General features: G+C 66.2%; 17 protein-coding genes and 1 pseudogene. 9 read left to right on the top strand and 9 right to left on the bottom strand.

What is annotated here, in order from left to right; translation table 11 throughout:
* Positions 1 to 209: 209 nt before the first annotated feature.
* On the top strand, positions 210 to 530 hold the full coding sequence (locus WA965_RS12110; protein WP_526302071.1) for a DUF732 domain-containing protein: 321 nt from the start codon (positions 210 to 212) through the stop codon (positions 528 to 530).
* A 42-nt stretch (positions 531 to 572) separates the two neighbouring features.
* Entirely contained in the window at positions 573 to 989 is a 417-nt protein-coding gene (locus WA965_RS12105; RefSeq protein ID WP_526302069.1) for a VOC family protein, read from the top strand.
* Positions 990 to 1,016: 27 nt separating this feature from the next.
* Here the strand turns inward: WA965_RS12105 and WA965_RS12100 are convergent, their stop codons facing one another.
* Complete coding sequence (locus WA965_RS12100; protein ID WP_526302067.1) at positions 1,017 to 1,739, bottom strand: LysR family transcriptional regulator substrate-binding protein; 723 nt, start codon at positions 1,737 to 1,739, stop codon at positions 1,017 to 1,019.
* Between the two features lie 29 nt (positions 1,740 to 1,768).
* Between WA965_RS12100 and WA965_RS12095 the strand changes: the two genes are divergently transcribed.
* Both WA965_RS12095 and WA965_RS12090 read left to right on the top strand, forming a co-directional pair.
* Positions 1,769 to 2,155, top strand: coding sequence for a DUF5997 family protein (locus WA965_RS12095; protein WP_526302065.1), 387 nt, complete (start codon positions 1,769 to 1,771; stop codon positions 2,153 to 2,155).
* A gap of 153 nt (positions 2,156 to 2,308) precedes the next feature.
* A complete protein-coding gene (locus WA965_RS12090) occupies positions 2,309 to 3,055 on the top strand; it encodes an SDR family NAD(P)-dependent oxidoreductase (RefSeq protein ID WP_526302064.1) in 747 nt (248 codons plus the stop codon).
* On the opposite strand, the gene WA965_RS12085 is transcribed toward WA965_RS12090, so the two are convergent.
* The 5 genes from WA965_RS12085 to WA965_RS12065 form a co-directional block, all read right to left on the bottom strand.
* Positions 3,052 to 3,540, bottom strand: a complete 489-nt coding sequence (locus WA965_RS12085) for a MarR family winged helix-turn-helix transcriptional regulator (RefSeq protein WP_526302062.1) — start codon at positions 3,538 to 3,540, stop codon at positions 3,052 to 3,054. The genes WA965_RS12090 and WA965_RS12085 overlap by 4 nt on opposite strands.
* A 37-nt stretch (positions 3,541 to 3,577) precedes the next feature.
* Positions 3,578 to 5,746 (bottom strand): class 1b ribonucleoside-diphosphate reductase subunit alpha, encoded by a 2,169-nt coding sequence (gene nrdE, locus WA965_RS12080; RefSeq protein WP_526302060.1) that lies wholly within the window; start codon positions 5,744 to 5,746, stop codon positions 3,578 to 3,580.
* Positions 5,713 to 6,171, bottom strand: coding sequence for a class Ib ribonucleoside-diphosphate reductase assembly flavoprotein NrdI (gene nrdI, locus WA965_RS12075; RefSeq protein WP_178362082.1), 459 nt, complete (start codon positions 6,169 to 6,171; stop codon positions 5,713 to 5,715). The genes nrdE and nrdI overlap by 34 nt, the downstream gene beginning before the upstream one ends.
* A 51-nt stretch (positions 6,172 to 6,222) precedes the next feature.
* A complete protein-coding gene (gene nrdH / locus WA965_RS12070; protein WP_526302058.1) occupies positions 6,223 to 6,465 on the bottom strand; it encodes a glutaredoxin-like protein NrdH in 243 nt (80 codons plus the stop codon).
* A gap of 590 nt (positions 6,466 to 7,055) precedes the next feature.
* Positions 7,056 to 7,607: an NADPH-dependent FMN reductase gene (locus WA965_RS12065; protein ID WP_526302056.1), complete on the bottom strand. Its 552-nt coding sequence runs from the start codon at positions 7,605 to 7,607 to the stop codon at positions 7,056 to 7,058.
* Positions 7,608 to 7,709: 102 nt separating this feature from the next.
* Between WA965_RS12065 and WA965_RS12060 the strand changes: the two genes are divergently transcribed.
* Genes WA965_RS12060 through WA965_RS12050 form a run of 3 tightly spaced genes read left to right on the top strand, consistent with a single transcriptional unit; the run spans position 7,710 to position 10,565 of the window.
* Positions 7,710 to 8,318 carry a TetR/AcrR family transcriptional regulator gene (locus WA965_RS12060; protein WP_526302054.1) on the top strand — a complete coding sequence of 203 codons (609 nt, stop codon included), beginning with the start codon at positions 7,710 to 7,712 and terminating at the stop codon, positions 8,316 to 8,318.
* A complete protein-coding gene (locus tag WA965_RS12055; protein WP_526302052.1) occupies positions 8,315 to 9,388 on the top strand; it encodes a DNA polymerase IV in 1,074 nt (357 codons plus the stop codon). Before WA965_RS12060 ends, WA965_RS12055 begins: the two co-directional genes overlap by 4 nt.
* A gap of 10 nt (positions 9,389 to 9,398) precedes the next feature.
* A complete protein-coding gene (locus tag WA965_RS12050) occupies positions 9,399 to 10,565 on the top strand; it encodes an AAA family ATPase (RefSeq protein ID WP_526302050.1) in 1,167 nt (388 codons plus the stop codon).
* A 4-nt stretch (positions 10,566 to 10,569) separates the two neighbouring features.
* Here WA965_RS12050 and WA965_RS12045 read toward each other — a convergent pair whose 3' ends face one another.
* On the bottom strand, positions 10,570 to 11,454 hold the full coding sequence (locus WA965_RS12045) for an SDR family oxidoreductase (protein ID WP_526302048.1): 885 nt from the start codon (positions 11,452 to 11,454) through the stop codon (positions 10,570 to 10,572).
* Positions 11,455 to 11,512: 58 nt separating this feature from the next.
* Entirely contained in the window at positions 11,513 to 12,142 is a 630-nt protein-coding gene (locus tag WA965_RS12040) for a TetR/AcrR family transcriptional regulator (RefSeq protein WP_178362076.1), read from the bottom strand.
* Between the two features lie 117 nt (positions 12,143 to 12,259).
* Here WA965_RS12040 and WA965_RS12035 point away from each other — a divergent pair, with 117 nt between their 5' ends.
* Together WA965_RS12035 and WA965_RS12030 are read left to right on the top strand one after the other, a co-directional pair.
* Complete coding sequence (locus WA965_RS12035) at positions 12,260 to 13,741, top strand: cytochrome P450 (protein WP_526302046.1); 1,482 nt, start codon at positions 12,260 to 12,262, stop codon at positions 13,739 to 13,741.
* Positions 13,738 to 14,142, top strand: a complete 405-nt coding sequence (locus WA965_RS12030; RefSeq protein ID WP_526302044.1) for a DUF4267 domain-containing protein — start codon at positions 13,738 to 13,740, stop codon at positions 14,140 to 14,142. Before WA965_RS12035 ends, WA965_RS12030 begins: the two co-directional genes overlap by 4 nt.
* On the opposite strand, the pseudogene WA965_RS12025 reads toward WA965_RS12030, so the two are convergent.
* Positions 14,139 to 14,390, bottom strand: a pseudogene (locus WA965_RS12025) (homocitrate synthase); the annotation flags it as partial. The gene WA965_RS12030 and the pseudogene WA965_RS12025 sit on opposite strands and share 4 nt — an antisense overlap.

Below are 14,390 nucleotides of genomic sequence, written 5' to 3'. Positions count from 1 at the left end.
CACCCCTACCCGGAAGCCCCGTACGGTGCGTCAATCGTCAGCGAAGTCGATTTCAGCAAACAGAGTTGATGGCTGCCACCGTAGGACACGACCGCCGACCGCGCAGCGCATTCGTCGGTCGCGTCAGTTATTCCAGTCGCCGACCGATGCCGGCACAGTTAGCATTCGCCACACGCGTGTCAGGTCCCGGGCCCGGATCGGGGGAAGTCATGAGAACGATCGCACGGTCGGCTCTTGCAACCCTCTGCGCCGCGGGAGTTCTCAGCGCCGCGGCGGTGACGTGCGCACCTACCGCGCTGGCGACCGAGGACGAAGAGTTCTACCTCGAGTATGTCTCCCTGTTCGGCGACTTCTCCGAGTCAGCGGAGCCCGATCCTCAGCGACTTCTCGACGAGGGCTATGCCGCATGTGAGGGCCAACGCACCGGCATGCCCGAAGACTTCGCGGTCAATTTCATTGCCTCGGCGCTGGACGTGGGGCGCGCCGATGCGCAGTTGGTGTACGACGCTGCGACGGACTTCCTCTGCTGACAGTGACGGTCACTGTCGGCGGCCATGGGTAGCGTCGCGGCCATGGAGCAACGAGTAAGCCTGATCACGCTCGGCGTCGACGACCTCGACCGGGCCCGCACCTTTTACGAGCAGGGCCTGGGGTGGGTACCGGCGCAAGCACCCGACGGCGTCGTTTTTTATCAACTGCCCGGCATCGCGCTGGCCCTGTTCGGCCGCGACGACCTCGCCGAGGATGCCCACCACCGCGTCGACGGCCGGTTCAGCGGCATCACGATCGCGATCAACCAGCGCACCGAGGCCGACGTCGACGCAGTACTCGAGCAGGCCGCCGCGGCGGGAGCAACCATCCTCAAGCCGGCCGAAAAGGTCTTCTGGGGTGGATATTCGGGCTATTTCGCCGATCTGGACGGACACGTCTGGGAGGTGGCACTCAATCCTCAGTGGACCATCAACGACGACGGCACGCTGACGATCTGATCGCGCTGACCGCCGCCACGGGTGACGTCAGCGTCGACCGCGTTTGGCCGGACCCTGCTTGCGGGCGACCTTGCCCGCCGCGGCGCGGGCCGCCTGCTTCGCCAGAGTCTTCTCCCGTGCGGTGCGTTTCGGCACCGGCGGAGCCTGCCCCCGCGACGACCCGGGTTTGCGGCCCCGCACGATCCCGATGAACTCCTCGACAAGTGCGGCCTGCGGCCCCGCGAGGACGGCGAGCGCCACCGGGCAGGTCGGCGCGTCGGTGATCGGTCGATACGTGAGGTCCCTGCGGCGATACAGCCGCGCCAGCGACTGCGGAACGATGAGCACCCCGATGCCCGCAGCCACGAGTTCTATTGCGTCCTCGGTGGTCTCGGGTCGGTGGTCGACCGGGTCGCCCGGAGCGCCCGGCCAGGACAAGACGTCGTCGAGCGGCAGCAGTGTCGGCTCGCCGTCGAGGTCCGCGGCGGTGATCTCGTCGACGGCCGTGAGAATGTGATCGGTCGGCACCACGGCCACCGTCGTCTCCTCGTAGACGGGGATGACGGCCAGCCCGGTCGTATCGGCGGGCAGCCGGAGCAACGCCACGTCGACAATGCCGGCCCGCACTGCGGCGGCCGCGTCCGCCGCAGACACGGCGTGCAACTTCAGCGGCACCTCGGGGTGGCGCTGCGCCCAGGCACGGGCCCACTTCGCAGGCGTACCGCCGGGCACATACCCGAGGGTGAACGACGGCAGCGAGGGCGAAGCCACCGCATCAGGCTACCGATACGCTGACCTTCATGAGCAGGCCCAACGCGCAGTCCATGAAACCCGCCACGGCGGCGAAGAAGCTGGACGTGTACTTGCCCGCGACGCCTGCGGAGTTCCAGGAGAACCCGATCACCCGAACCGAACTCGCGGCGTTGCAGGCGGACCCGCCGCAGTGGCTGACCGACCTCCGCAAGAACGGCCCGCACCCCAAGAACCTCGTGGCGGCCAAGCTGGGCGTCTCGATCGCCGGCCTCGCGCGCGGCGGGGTCACCGATGCGCTCACCACCGACCAGATCAGTCAACTGCTCGAGGAGCTGCCGGAGTGGCTGGTGGCAGAACGTGAGAGCTACCAGGCGGTGCTGCGCGAGGAACGCCGGGTCAAGGCGCAGCGGGCGGAGAAGGCCCGCAAGCGCTGATTCTGTACCAACCGACGGGCTGGTCACTGCGCTGGGCGATCCAATGGTATCGCTCCGTGGGGATATGCGTGACATGTCACGGAATAACGTGAGATGTCACCTAGTTGTCGGAAGTGGAGCGCGACGGGCGTTCCCCGACAACAGGAGGTCACGATGGGTCAACTCGAAGGCAAGACAGCACTGGTCACCGGCGGCACGTCCGGCATCGGCTACGCGACAGCGCGGGCGTTTGCCGACGCGGGCGCCAAGGTGTTCCTCACCGGCCGCACCCAGCAGCGCGTCGACGACGCCGCGGCGTCTCTCGGTGGCGGCGTGGTTGGTGTTGCCAGCGACGTCACCAGTGTCGAGGACTTGGACCGATTGGTGGAGGTCATTCGCGCCTCGGGTGCCGGACTGGACATCGTCTTCGCCAACGCAGGCAGCGGCGAGTACGTGACCCTGCAAGACGAGACACCCGAACACCTCATCGACACGTTCAACCGCAACGTCGGCGGAACGGTGTTCACCGTGCAGAAGGCCTTGCCGCTGCTGAACCCCGGGGCCTCGATTGTGCTGGCCGGCTCGACAGCGGCCACCCGAGGCATGCCGGCATTCGGCGCCTACGCCGCAGCCAAGGCCGCCATCCGGTCCTTCGGCCGCACCTGGGCCACCGAGTTGGGCGACCGCGGATTCCGGGTCAACACCATCGTTCCCGGTCCCATCTTGACCCCGGGCCTCACGGAACTGGAGTCCGATCCCGACCAGCGCCAGGCCATGCTCGACAATCTGGCCTCGAACCCGATGAAGCGGATCGGCAATCCCGAGGAGTTGGCCGCCGCGGTGGTCTTTCTCGCGTCGGATGCGAGCAGCTTCATGACCGGTTCCGAGGTCTACGTCGACGGCGGCACGAACCAGGTCTAGACGTCCGGACGCGGCAGGGTCCCCTCGCGCAGCAATCCCTCGTGCACCGTGGCGAGGATGTCGGCGAGGGCATCCTCGCGGCCGGGATCCAGGTCGCCGAAGAACGTGCGACGCACCCACTCCGCGTGTATCGGGGCGGCCGCTGCGAGCAGGTCCCAACCTGGGGTCGAGAGGATGACGACGGTGCCGCGGCCGTCGGTCTCCGACGCCGTGCGTTCGACGAGGCCGCGGCGCGTCATCCGCATCAGGTGATGCGACAGCCTGCTGCGCTCCCACCCGATCACCGTCGCCAGCGATGTCACCTGTAAGCGGCGATCGGGCGCCCGCGACAACGCGTTGAGCACCGTGTAGTCGTAGAGGGAGAGCCCACATTCGGTACGCAGGTGATGGTTCATCTCGTACTCGAGCCGGTGGTACACCCGCATGTAGTTCAGCCAGGCGCGCTGCTGAGCAGGTGTCAGCGGATACTCGCCGGCATCGGTCATCGTGCGGTTCTACCGCCCGCGGGTGACCCCCACCGGATCACAACATGCAGCTGACGCAACCCTCCACCTCGGTGCCCTCCAACGCCATCTGACGCAACCGGATGTAGTACAGCGTCTTGATGCCCTTGCGCCAGGCGTAGATCTGAGCCTTGTTCACCTCACGGGTGGTGGCGGTGTCCTTGAAGAACAGCGTCAGGCTCAACCCCTGGTCCACGTGCTGGGTGGCCGCGGCGTAGGTGTCGATGATCTTCTCGTAGCCGATCTCGTACGCATCCTGGTAGTACTCCAGGTTGTCGTTGGTGAGGTACGGCGCCGGGTAGTAGGCGCGGCCGATCTTGCCTTCTTTGCGGATCTCGATCTTGCTGGCCACCGGGTGGATCGAACTGGTCGAGTGGTTGATGTAGCTGATCGACCCCGTCGGCGGAACGGCCTGCAGGTTCTGGTTGTAGATGCCGTGGGTCTGGACCGACTCCTTGAGCCGAACCCAATCCTCCTGCGTCGGAATGCGAATGCCCGCGTCGGCGAACAGTTCGCGGACCCGCTCGGTGGCCGGCTCCCACACCTGGTCGGTGTACTTGTCGAAGAACTCACCCGACTTGTACTTCGAGCGCTCGAAGCCGCCGAACGCCGTGCCGCGCTCGATCGCGATGCGGTTACTGGCCCGCAGCGCGTGGTAGAGCACGGTGTAGAAGTAGATGTTGGTGAAGTCGACACCCTCTTCGGAGCCGTAGTGGATTCGCTCGCGAGCAAGGTATCCGTGCAGGTTCATCTGCCCCAGGCCGATCGCGTGGGATTGGTTGTTGCCCTGCTCGATCGAGGGCACCGAGGTGATGTGGGTCTGATCCGACACCGCGGTCAGCGCCCGGATGGACACCTCGATGGTCTGCGCGAAGTCCGGCGAATCCATCGCCTTGGCGATGTTGAGCGAGCCGAGGTTGCACGAAATGTCCTTGCCCACTTTGGAATACGACAGATCGTCGTTGAACTCCGACGGCGTGGACACCTGCAGGATCTCCGAGCACAGGTTGGAGTGGGTGATCTTGCCCTCGATGGGATTGGCCCGGTTCACCGTGTCCTCGTACATGATGTACGGGTAGCCCGACTCGAACTGCAGCTCTGCCAGGGTCTGGAAGAACTCCCGCGCCTTGATCTTCGTCTTGCGGATCCGCGCGTCGTCGACCATCTCGTAGTACTTCTCGGTGACCGAGACGTCGGCGAACGGCACGCCGTAGACCCGCTCGACGTCGTACGGCGAGAACAGGTACATGTCCTCGTTCTTCTTGGCCAGCTCGAAGGTGATGTCCGGGATCACCACGCCCAGGCTCAGCGTCTTGATCCGGATTTTCTCGTCGGCGTTCTCCCGCTTGGTGTCGAGGAACCGGTAGATGTCGGGGTGGTGCGCGTGCAGGTACACCGCGCCGGCGCCCTGACGCGCCCCGAGCTGGTTGGCATAGGAGAACGAGTCCTCGAGCAGCTTCATGATCGGGATGACACCCGAGCTCTGGTTCTCGATGTTCTTGATCGGCGCGCCGTGCTCACGAATGTTGGTCAGCAACAACGCGACTCCGCCGCCGCGCTTGGACAGCTGCAGTGCCGAGTTGATCGAGCGCCCGATCGACTCCATGTTGTCTTCGATGCGAAGCAGGAAGCACGACACCGGCTCGCCGCGCTGCTTCTTGCCCGAGTTCAGGAACGTCGGGGTGGCCGGCTGGAAGCGGCCGTCGATGATCTCGTCGACCAGTTTCTCGGCGAGCACCGTGTCCCCGGCGGCCAGTGTCAGCGACACCATGACGACCCGGTCCTCGAAGCGTTCGAGGTAGCGCTTCCCGTCGAACGTCTTCAGCGTGTAGCTGGTGTAGTACTTGAACGCGCCCAGGAACGTCGGGAACCGGAACTTCTTGGCGTATGCGCGATCGAGCAGCGTCTTGACGAAGTTGCGCGAGTACTGGTCGAGGACCTCGCGCTCGTAGTAGTTCTTCTGGACCAGGTAGTCGAGCTTCTCGTCCTGATTGTGGAAGAACACCGTGTTCTGGTTGACGTGCTGCAGGAAGTACTGGTTCGCCGCTTCCCGATCCTTGTCGAACTGGATCTTTCCGTCGGCGTCGTACAGATTGAGCATCGCGTTGAGCGCGTGGTAATCCGTTTCGCCGGGGAGCGCGTGAACTTCGGCAGCTACAGGTTCTGCAGCTGTGACGGTTGGGGGCACGTCTGGTCCTTCCAGAAGTCGGTGAGGCCCGCGCGGACGGCGAAGACGTCGTCCGTGGTGCCCATCAATTCGAAGCGGTACAGATACGGCACGCCGCACTTACGGGAGATGACGACTCCCGCATAGCCGAACTCGGCGCCGAAGTTGGAGTTACCCGCGGCGATGACGCCGCGCAGCAGCCCACGGTGGTGCTCGTTGTTGAGGAATGCGATCACCTGCTTGGGGACGTATCCCCCGGCGTCGGGATCGGGGCCGTTGGCGTGCCCCCCGCCGTAGGTGGGCAGCACCAGCACGTAGGGCTCTCGAACGACCTCGGGGTCCTCGATGCGCCCATGTACCGGGATGCGGATGGCGGGGGTGTCCAACTTCTCGACAAAACGGTGGGTGTTCTCGGACACGCTGGAGAAGTAGACGAGATTACTCACTGCTGTGCCCTTCTCTCCGTTGTCCGCGGACTACTCCGGTCAGCCCGCGGGTCAGGCCGTTGCGGCGGCCACGCCTGCGAGCGACTTGATTCGATCGGGGCGGAAGCCCGACCAGTGGTCGTTGCCGGCCACGACAACGGGAGCCTGGAGGTAGCCGAGCGCCATCACGTAGTCGCGGGCGTCGTTGTCGACGGAGATGTCGATGACGTCGTAGTCGACGCCCTGCTTGTCGAGAGCCTTGTAGGTGGCATTGCACTGCACGCAGGCGGGCTTGGTGTACACGGTGACAGTCATTTGGGCTCCCTCAGCGAAATTTTTGTTCGACGACCGATGATTCTTTGTCACTTCGCACCCCATCTGACCAACAGCCGACCGGCCGACTGACGTTCTCTTGTTCTCAACGACGAGCCGGGGGTGGAACTTCCCCTGGGACCCTCGTCGAGAGCAGATTGCATCGTTTGCCGCTCTCCACCCTAGACACTAGATGTTGTGCCCCGCTAGTAGAGCACACACAAGATGGTCGTAATCACACGTTTGGAATTTTCCCTGGTAGTTGCGGTGTGTCGCGCTGTTTTCGGCGTGTCCCAGATCACAACGGCGTCGCCACTCCCGGCACAGACAGGTCTATCAGAACCCCCCGACACGTCCGGGTGCGGCGATGAGGACAGTGCCGACGCCCCTCCGGTCCAGCAACTCCCCCAGCAAAGCCCGCGCGCCCACCCCGAGGCGCCTGGAGATCCCCGTCCGCAAGCGGAGACACTGATGGGAACCGCGACGCCCCGCCGTGGTCGGCCATCGGAGCACCCCGGTTCGGAAAACAGCAATCGGCAGGACGGGTGAACCACCCGCCCTGCCGATTGTTGACGTGTCTGCGCCTCGCCGTGTCAGCCGATCTCGGCGACCACCTTGCCGACGATGTCGCGCAACCGCTCGACGAGCTCAGCGTCCTCCCGCGGATGCTTGCCGTCCAGCGACGCCGCCGGGATGGACAGCTCCAGGTCGTCGACGACCCGCGGCCCGGCGATGCCGAACGACTTGCGTGTCTCGTCGTGTGCCCAGACGCCGCCGTACTGGCCCAGTGCCGCGCCGACCACTGCCATCGGCTTGCCCTTCAGCGCGCCGTCGCCGAACGGCCGCGACAGCCAGTCGATGGCGTTCTTCAGCACGCCGGGAATGCTGCCGTTGTACTCAGGCGTGACGACCAGCGCGGCATCGGCTTCCGCAGCCGCCCCACGCAGCGCCACGACGGATTCGTCCACCGACTCGTTGTCGATGTCCTCGTTGTAGAACGGCAGTTCGCCGAGCCGATCGAAGAGCGTCAGCGTCGCGCCTGGCGGAGCCGACTCGATGGCGAGCTCAGCGAGTTGGCGGTTGATCGACGCCGCCCGCAGGCTCCCGACCAGAACCAGTACCTTGCTGCCTGACGCGTCCGACATCGTTCTCCTCCGTGGGTTCGGTTGATCGTGGGTTCGGTGGATCTTCGTTGCGAAATAACCGGACCATGGTCCGAATTATTCCAGCTGAGCTAAAGTTGCCTGGTGAGCGTGTCCGACAGGCTGACGGCATTGCCGCTGACCGACGCCGGCCCCCCCGAACGGGGTGATGCCGCACGCAACCGTGCGCTGCTGCTCGACGCCGCACGACGGCTGATCGACGAGCGGGGCGCCGAGGCCGTCACCACCGAGGACATCGCGGCGGCGGCGGGCGTGGGCAAAGGCACGCTGTTCCGCAGGTTCGGCAGCCGTGCGGGCCTGATGGTCGTTCTGCTCGACGAGGACGAGAAGACGCAGCAGCAGGCATTCCTGTTCGGGCCGCCCCCGCTCGGCCCCGGGGCGCCGCCGCTGGACCGGTTGCTCACCTACGGCCGGGAGCGGCTGAAGTTCGTCGTCGTCCACCACGCGCTGCTCTCCGACGTCGGCCGCGATCCGCAGATGCGCTACAACGCACCGATGATGCTGCACCACAGCCACGTCCGGCTGCTGCTCGAATCCGCGGGCACCACGGGCGATCTCGATACTCAGGCGACCGCACTGCTGGCTCTGCTGGACGCCGACTACGTGCACCACGAACTCAACGACCGCGGCCGCACGATCCACCAACTCGGCGATGCGTGGGAGACGGTGGCGCGCAAGCTCTGCGGATCATGAGCGCGCAGCATCCGCCGTGGATCCTGCACGTCGACCTCGACCAGTTCCTGGCTTCGGTGGAACTGCAGCGCCATCCCGAACTCGTCGGCCTTCCGGTGATCGTCGGCGGTAGCGGCGATCCCACCGAAGCCCGCAAGGTCGTCACCTGCGCGTCCTACGAGGCCCGCGAGTTCGGCGTACATGCGGGCATGCCACTGCGCGCCGCCGCCCGCCGGTGTCCCGAGGCGACCTTCCTGCCTTCGGACTCGGCTGCCTACGACGCAGCCTCCGACCGGGTGATGGCCCTGTTGCGCGACCTGGGTCACCCTGTCGAGGTGTGGGGATGGGACGAGGCCTACGTGGGCGCCGACGTCGACGATCCGGCGGCGCTCGCCCGGAGAATCCAGGAGGTGGTCGTCGCCGGGACGGGCCTGTCGTGCTCGGTCGGAATCAGCGACAACAAACAGCGGGCCAAGGTCGCCACCGGGTTCGCGAAGCCCGCGGGTGTCTACGCCCTGACTGACGACAACTGGATGTCGACGATGGGCGACCGAGGCGTCGAGGCACTGTGGGGCGTGGGACCCAAGACGTCGAAAAAGCTTGCCGCCATGGCTATCACGACCGTCGCCGATCTGGCCACAACAGATCCTGCGGTGTTGACATCGGCGTTCGGTCCCACCACCGGACTGTGGATCCTGCTGCTGGCCAAGGGGGGCGGCGACGATACGGTGAGTGCCCAGCCGTGGGTGGCGCGGTCCCGCAGCCACGTCGTCACCTTTCCGCAGGATCTCACCGATCGGGCCGAGATCGACGCGGCCGTGGTCGATCTGGCGCAACGCACCCTGGTGGAGGTCCTCGCACAGCAGCGGATCGTCACCCGGGTTGCCGTCACGGTGCGCACCAACACGTTCCACACCCGCACCAAGATCCGCAAGCTACCCTCGCCGACGACTGCCGCCGACACCATCGTCGACACCGCACTGGAAGTGCTCGATCTCTTCGAACTGGACCGGCCGGTCCGACTGCTGGGCGTTCGCCTGGAACTGGCGATGACCGACGCGCCGGCCACCGTTGTCACCGTCACCCACTAGCGTCGTCCCCGTGCTCCAGACAGTCGCCATCCGCGGTTACCGCTCACTCCGCGAACTGGTGCTGCCACTGCGCCGTCTCACCGTCGTGACCGGCGCCAACGGCACCGGCAAGTCGTCGCTCTACCGTGCGCTGCGACTGCTGGCCGACTGCGGCCGCGGCGAGGTGATCGCATCCTTCGCCCGCGAAGGCGGGGTCGAGTCGGCGCTGTGGGCCGGTCCCGAGAACCTCGCAGGCGCCCGCCGCACCGGGGCCGCCCAGGGCGGGCGGCGAACCCGCCCTGTCTCCATCGAACTCGGCTACGCCGCAGATGATTTCGGTTATCTGATCGACCTGGGGCTGCCACAGGCAAGGAAAACGGCATTTGCACGCGACCCGGAAGTCAAACGCGAACTGGTCTTCGCCGGACCCGTCGCCCGCACCGGCACCACCCTGGTGCGCCGGGTGCGTGGTTTCGTCGAGGTGGCCGGCGACGCCGGACGCGGATTCGACGAACTCAGCCGCAACCTGCCGGCGCACCGCAGCGTGCTGTCCGACTGGGCCGGCGCGGCACCGGAGCTGGTGATGGTGCGGGAACGCCTGCGGGACTGGAGATTCTACGACGACTTTCGGGCCGACAGCGGCGCTCCGTCGCGCCGACCGCAGGTGGGCACGAGAACCCCCGTGCTGGCCGACGACGGTGCCGATCTCGCCGCAGCGGTCCAGACGATCCTCGAGACCGGCACCGACGACCTCGCCCGTGCGGTGGCCGACGCGTTCGACGGTGCCACCGTCTCGGTGTCCGTCACCGACGGGTTGTTCGATCTGCAGTTGCACCAACGCGGCATGCTACGTCCGCTGCGCAGCGCCGAGATCTCGGACGGCACATTGCGTTTCCTGCTGTGGGCGGCGGCTCTGCTGAGCCCCCAACCGCCGTCGCTGATGGTGCTCAACGAGCCGGAGACGTCCCTGCACCCTGATCTCGTCCGGCCACTGGCCGCGCTGATCGGACAGGTCGCGACACGGACCCAGGTGGTGGTCGTCACGCATTCCCCCACGTTGCGCCAGTGCCTCGGCGCCGCACCGCTGGGCAGCGACGAGGACACGTGGGAGATCGAGCTCTTCAAGGACTGGGGCGAGACCAAGGTGACCGACCAGGGCCTGCTCACCACCCCGCCGTGGGACTGGGGACAGCGTTGAAACCTCAGCGCCGCTTCTGTTTTGGTCGCAACGCGCGGGTGAACAGCACGTTCACCTGTTTCATCGACATGCTGTAGGGCAGCCACATGGTGCGCTTGAACAGATACAGCGCACGGATGTCCTGCGACGTGTAGATCAGGTACCGGTTCTTCGTGATTCCCCGAAGAATCTTCTCCGCAGCGAACTCCGGGGACACCGCGTGCCCGGCGAACCGGTTCGTCCACTTGCGCACGTTCGGATCGTCACGGTCCACGCCGGCGATGTGGACGGTGTCCACCAGAGGCGTCTTCACCGCGCCGGGCACCACGACCGACACCCCGATGCGGTGCCGGGCCAGGTCGAAGCGCAGCACTTCGGACAGACCCCGCAGCCCGTACTTGCTCGCGCTGTAGGCCGCATGCCATGGCAACGCGACGATCCCGGCCGCCGACGAGACGTTGACCAGGTGTCCGCCGCGCCGGGCCGCCATCATCGGCGGCACGAAGGCTTCGATGACGTGGATGGGCCCCATCAGGTTGATGTCGATCAGCGACTTCCAGTCCTGATGAGTGAGCTTGTCCACGGTGCCCCACGCCGAGATCCCGGCGATGTTCATCACCACATCCATCGGCGGATGGTCGGCATGGATGTCGGCGGCGAAACCGGCGACGGCATCGTGATCGGAAACGTCGAGGGCTCGATGTTCGGCGACCACACCGCCCAGCGCCCTGGCGTCCGCGACGGTCAACTCGAGCCCGTCGGCGTCCCGATCGGTCAGGAAGAGCTCGGCTCCATCGGCGGCCAGCTTCAGCGCGGTGGCACGGCCGATACCGCTGGCGGCGCCGGTGAGCAGGCACCGCTTGCCGCGAAATCCGTTCTTGAAACCGATGTTCGATTCGAGCTGTGCCATGCCGGTGACACTACCGGCGCCTCTCGCGCGCGCCCGGCGCCACGACCCGGGTGGGCCGTCAGTGCGTGTCGGTGCCGCCCCACAGACCGGTCAGCCACAACCGCTCGACGATCTCGATCGCGCCGGCGGGATCCTGACGCCGGCCCACGAACGCGCTGTCGTGCGCGAGCGTCATCGAGGTCACCGCGGTCAGGGTGCGCACCAGCGCGGTGGTGTCCTCCGATATCGGTCGTGCCCCCGAGTCCTGCTTGACCAGCCCGACGATCTTGTCGATCACGGTGTCCTGGAAGTCGTCCATGATCTCGCGGATCTGGGCGTCTGTGTTCCTGGCCAGGTTGCACGCCCCCATGATCGGATCGTGGGACGAGAACACGATGTTGGCGTAGCCGACCATGCGTTTGGCGAAGTCCGACGGCGTCTCGTCCGGCTCTCGCGGCGCGAAATCGTGGGTGAGTTTGTCGAGTTCGGCCATGGCTTCGGCGACGATCACCGCCAGAACCGCGTACTTGGAGTCGAAGTAGAAGTAGAAGCCGGATCGCGCGACGCCGGCGCGCTCGCTGATGGTGCTGACCGACAGGTCGGCGAACGAGCGCTCCTGCAGCAGGTCGCGCACCGCGGCCAGGATCGCGTCGCGTTGCCGGTCGCCGCGGCTTCGGCTTTTCTCCGGCGGAGAAGGTTCGGCGCTCATGGCAGTAAACCTTTGCATCGCGACTCGCTGCAATCAAAACTTGACATGCGTCAAGTCGCCCCAGCAGGATGGTGCAGAGGTGACATCCACCACAGCTTGTTCTTTCAGGAGCGTTTGATGGCGACGATCAGCACCCCGAGGTACCTACGTGACCAGGCCAAACGGCGGCTCACCCCATCGATCACCAACTTCCCCGGACTGGGCGCGGTAGAACGCAAGCTGCTGCGCACCGATTTCCCGCAGAAACCGATGGCGATGCCGCCGGCAGGCAGCGACCTCAAGCCCGTCATGGGCGATGCGGGGCTTCCGATCGTCGGACACATGGTGGAGATGTTCCGTGGCGGACCGGACTACTCACTGCACGTCTACCGCAAGCACGGGCCGCTGTTCTACGTCGACTCCCCGGCGCTGCCGTCGGTCGCCGCGCTCGGACCCGACGCCGCCCAGGCCATCTACTCCAACCGCAACAAGGACTTCTCGCAGCAGGGCTGGGTGCCGGTCATCGGGCCGTTCTTCCACCGCGGACTGATGCTGCTGGACTTCGAGGAACACATGTTCCACCGCCGGATCATGCAGGAGGCGTTCGTCCGGACCAGGCTCGTCGGCTACACCGAGCAGGTCGACAAGGTGGTCTCCCAGGTCATCGCGAAGGACTGGGTGGCCGACGACGCGCGGTTCCTGATGTATCCGGCGATGAAGGAGTTGACCCTCGACATCGCGTCGATGGTGTTCATGGGCCACGAGCCGGGTTCTGACCACGAACTGGTCACGAAGGTGAACAACGCATTCACCACCACCACCCGCGCAGGCAACGCCATCATCCGCACTCCCGTGCCACCGTTCACCTGGTGGCGCGGCATGCAGGCTCGCAAGCTGCTGGAGAACTACTTCGAGGCCCGCGTCCGAGAGCGCCGCGGCAAGGACGGATCCGACCTGCTGACCGTGCTGTGTCAGACCGCGGACGAAGACGGCAACAAGTTCTCCGATCAGGACATCGTCAACCACATGATCTTCCTGATGATGGCCGCCCACGATACGTCGACCTCGACGGCCACCACCATGATCTACCAGTTGGCCCGCCATCCCGAGTGGCAGGAGCGCTGCCGCGACGAATCCGACCGCCTCGGCGACGGGCCGGTGGACATCGAGTCGCTGGAGAAGCTGGAATCACTGGACCTGGTGATGAACGAGTCCATCCGGCTGGTGACTCCGGTGCAGTGGGCGATGCGCCAGACCGTGCGCGATACCGAGCTGCTCGGCTACTACCTGCCCAAGGGCACCAACGTCATCGCCTACCCGGGAATGAACCATCGGCTCGAGGAGCTCTACCCCGAGCCGATGAAGTTCGACCCGATGCGCTTCGCCGAGCCGCGCAACGAGCACAAGAAGCACCGCTATGCCTTCAGCCCGTTCGGCGGCGGCGCGCACAAGTGCATCGGTATGACGTTCGGTCAGCTCGAGGTCAAGACGATCCTGCACCGGCTACTGCGCAAGTACCGGCTCGAACTCCCGCGGCCCGGCTACACGACGGAATGGGATTACGGCGGCATGCCGGTCCCCAAGGACGGCATGCCGATCGTGCTGCGTCCACTGCGGTGAGCCGGGTCGCCGAGCGTGGCACCCGCGCCGCGCGCACGGGTGTGCTGTCGCTGGCGGCCATGCGGATCGCTATCGGCGGCCTGGCCTGGGCCAGACCCGAGGTGGCGGCGACGCTGTTCGGGCTTCCCCGCCCCGATGCGCAGTCGCGTTATCTGTGGCGCCTCTTCGGAGTGCGCGACGTGCTCATCGGACTCGGGACGGTGACGTCGACCGGCCGACGCCACAGGACATGGGCCGGTGTCGGCCTGGCCTGCGACGTCGCGGACGGCGCTGCGGGCGCGCTGGGCCGAAACGACGTGCCCCGCAACACTGCTGCGGCGATGGTCGGGGTGCCCGCGGCCGCGGTCGCCTTCGGCGCGTGGGCGTTGACCAGGTCGGAACCGAGAAGCGGAGCCGGTTAACCCGCCTCGGACAGCAGTCGGTTGGCGCAGGCGATGACCGCGCGCAGCGACGACTCGACGGGATCGTCGGACCACCCCATCGCCCACTCGGTCCTGCCGCGGCCACTGCCGCAGACGAACGTCGCGGTGTTGTCACCGGCAGGCACCTGGTGGAAGGCAGTCATCTCGACGGCAACCCCGCGCGCGTGCAGCATCTCTGTCAAAGCGGCGACGGGCCCCCGCACGCAGCGGCGCGCGAGGTGCCGATC

This window comes from Mycobacterium sp. (assembly GCF_049683935.1).
Taxonomy (GTDB): Bacteria; Actinomycetota; Actinomycetes; order Mycobacteriales; family Mycobacteriaceae; genus Mycobacterium.
The sequence above is the reverse complement of the archived record's forward strand: the minus strand, read 5'-3'. Positions and strand labels throughout refer to the sequence as shown.

Coding starts and splice junctions, on each gene's coding strand:
- WA965_RS12110 (WP_526302071.1), top strand. CDS start 210: ATGAGAACGATCGCACGGTCGGCTCTTGCAACCCTCTGCGCCGCGGGA.
- WA965_RS12105 (WP_526302069.1), top strand. CDS start 573: ATGGAGCAACGAGTAAGCCTGATCACGCTCGGCGTCGACGACCTCGAC.
- WA965_RS12095 (WP_526302065.1), top strand. CDS start 1,769: ATGAGCAGGCCCAACGCGCAGTCCATGAAACCCGCCACGGCGGCGAAG.
- WA965_RS12090 (WP_526302064.1), top strand. CDS start 2,309: ATGGGTCAACTCGAAGGCAAGACAGCACTGGTCACCGGCGGCACGTCC.
- WA965_RS12085 (WP_526302062.1), bottom strand. CDS start 3,540: ATGACCGATGCCGGCGAGTATCCGCTGACACCTGCTCAGCAGCGCGCC.
- nrdH (WP_526302058.1), bottom strand. CDS start 6,465: ATGACTGTCACCGTGTACACCAAGCCCGCCTGCGTGCAGTGCAATGCC.
- WA965_RS12065 (WP_526302056.1), bottom strand. CDS start 7,607: ATGTCGGACGCGTCAGGCAGCAAGGTACTGGTTCTGGTCGGGAGCCTG.
- WA965_RS12055 (WP_526302052.1), top strand. CDS start 8,315: ATGAGCGCGCAGCATCCGCCGTGGATCCTGCACGTCGACCTCGACCAG.
- WA965_RS12045 (WP_526302048.1), bottom strand. CDS start 11,454: ATGGCACAGCTCGAATCGAACATCGGTTTCAAGAACGGATTTCGCGGC.
- WA965_RS12040 (WP_178362076.1), bottom strand. CDS start 12,142: ATGAGCGCCGAACCTTCTCCGCCGGAGAAAAGCCGAAGCCGCGGCGAC.
- WA965_RS12035 (WP_526302046.1), top strand. CDS start 12,260: ATGGCGACGATCAGCACCCCGAGGTACCTACGTGACCAGGCCAAACGG.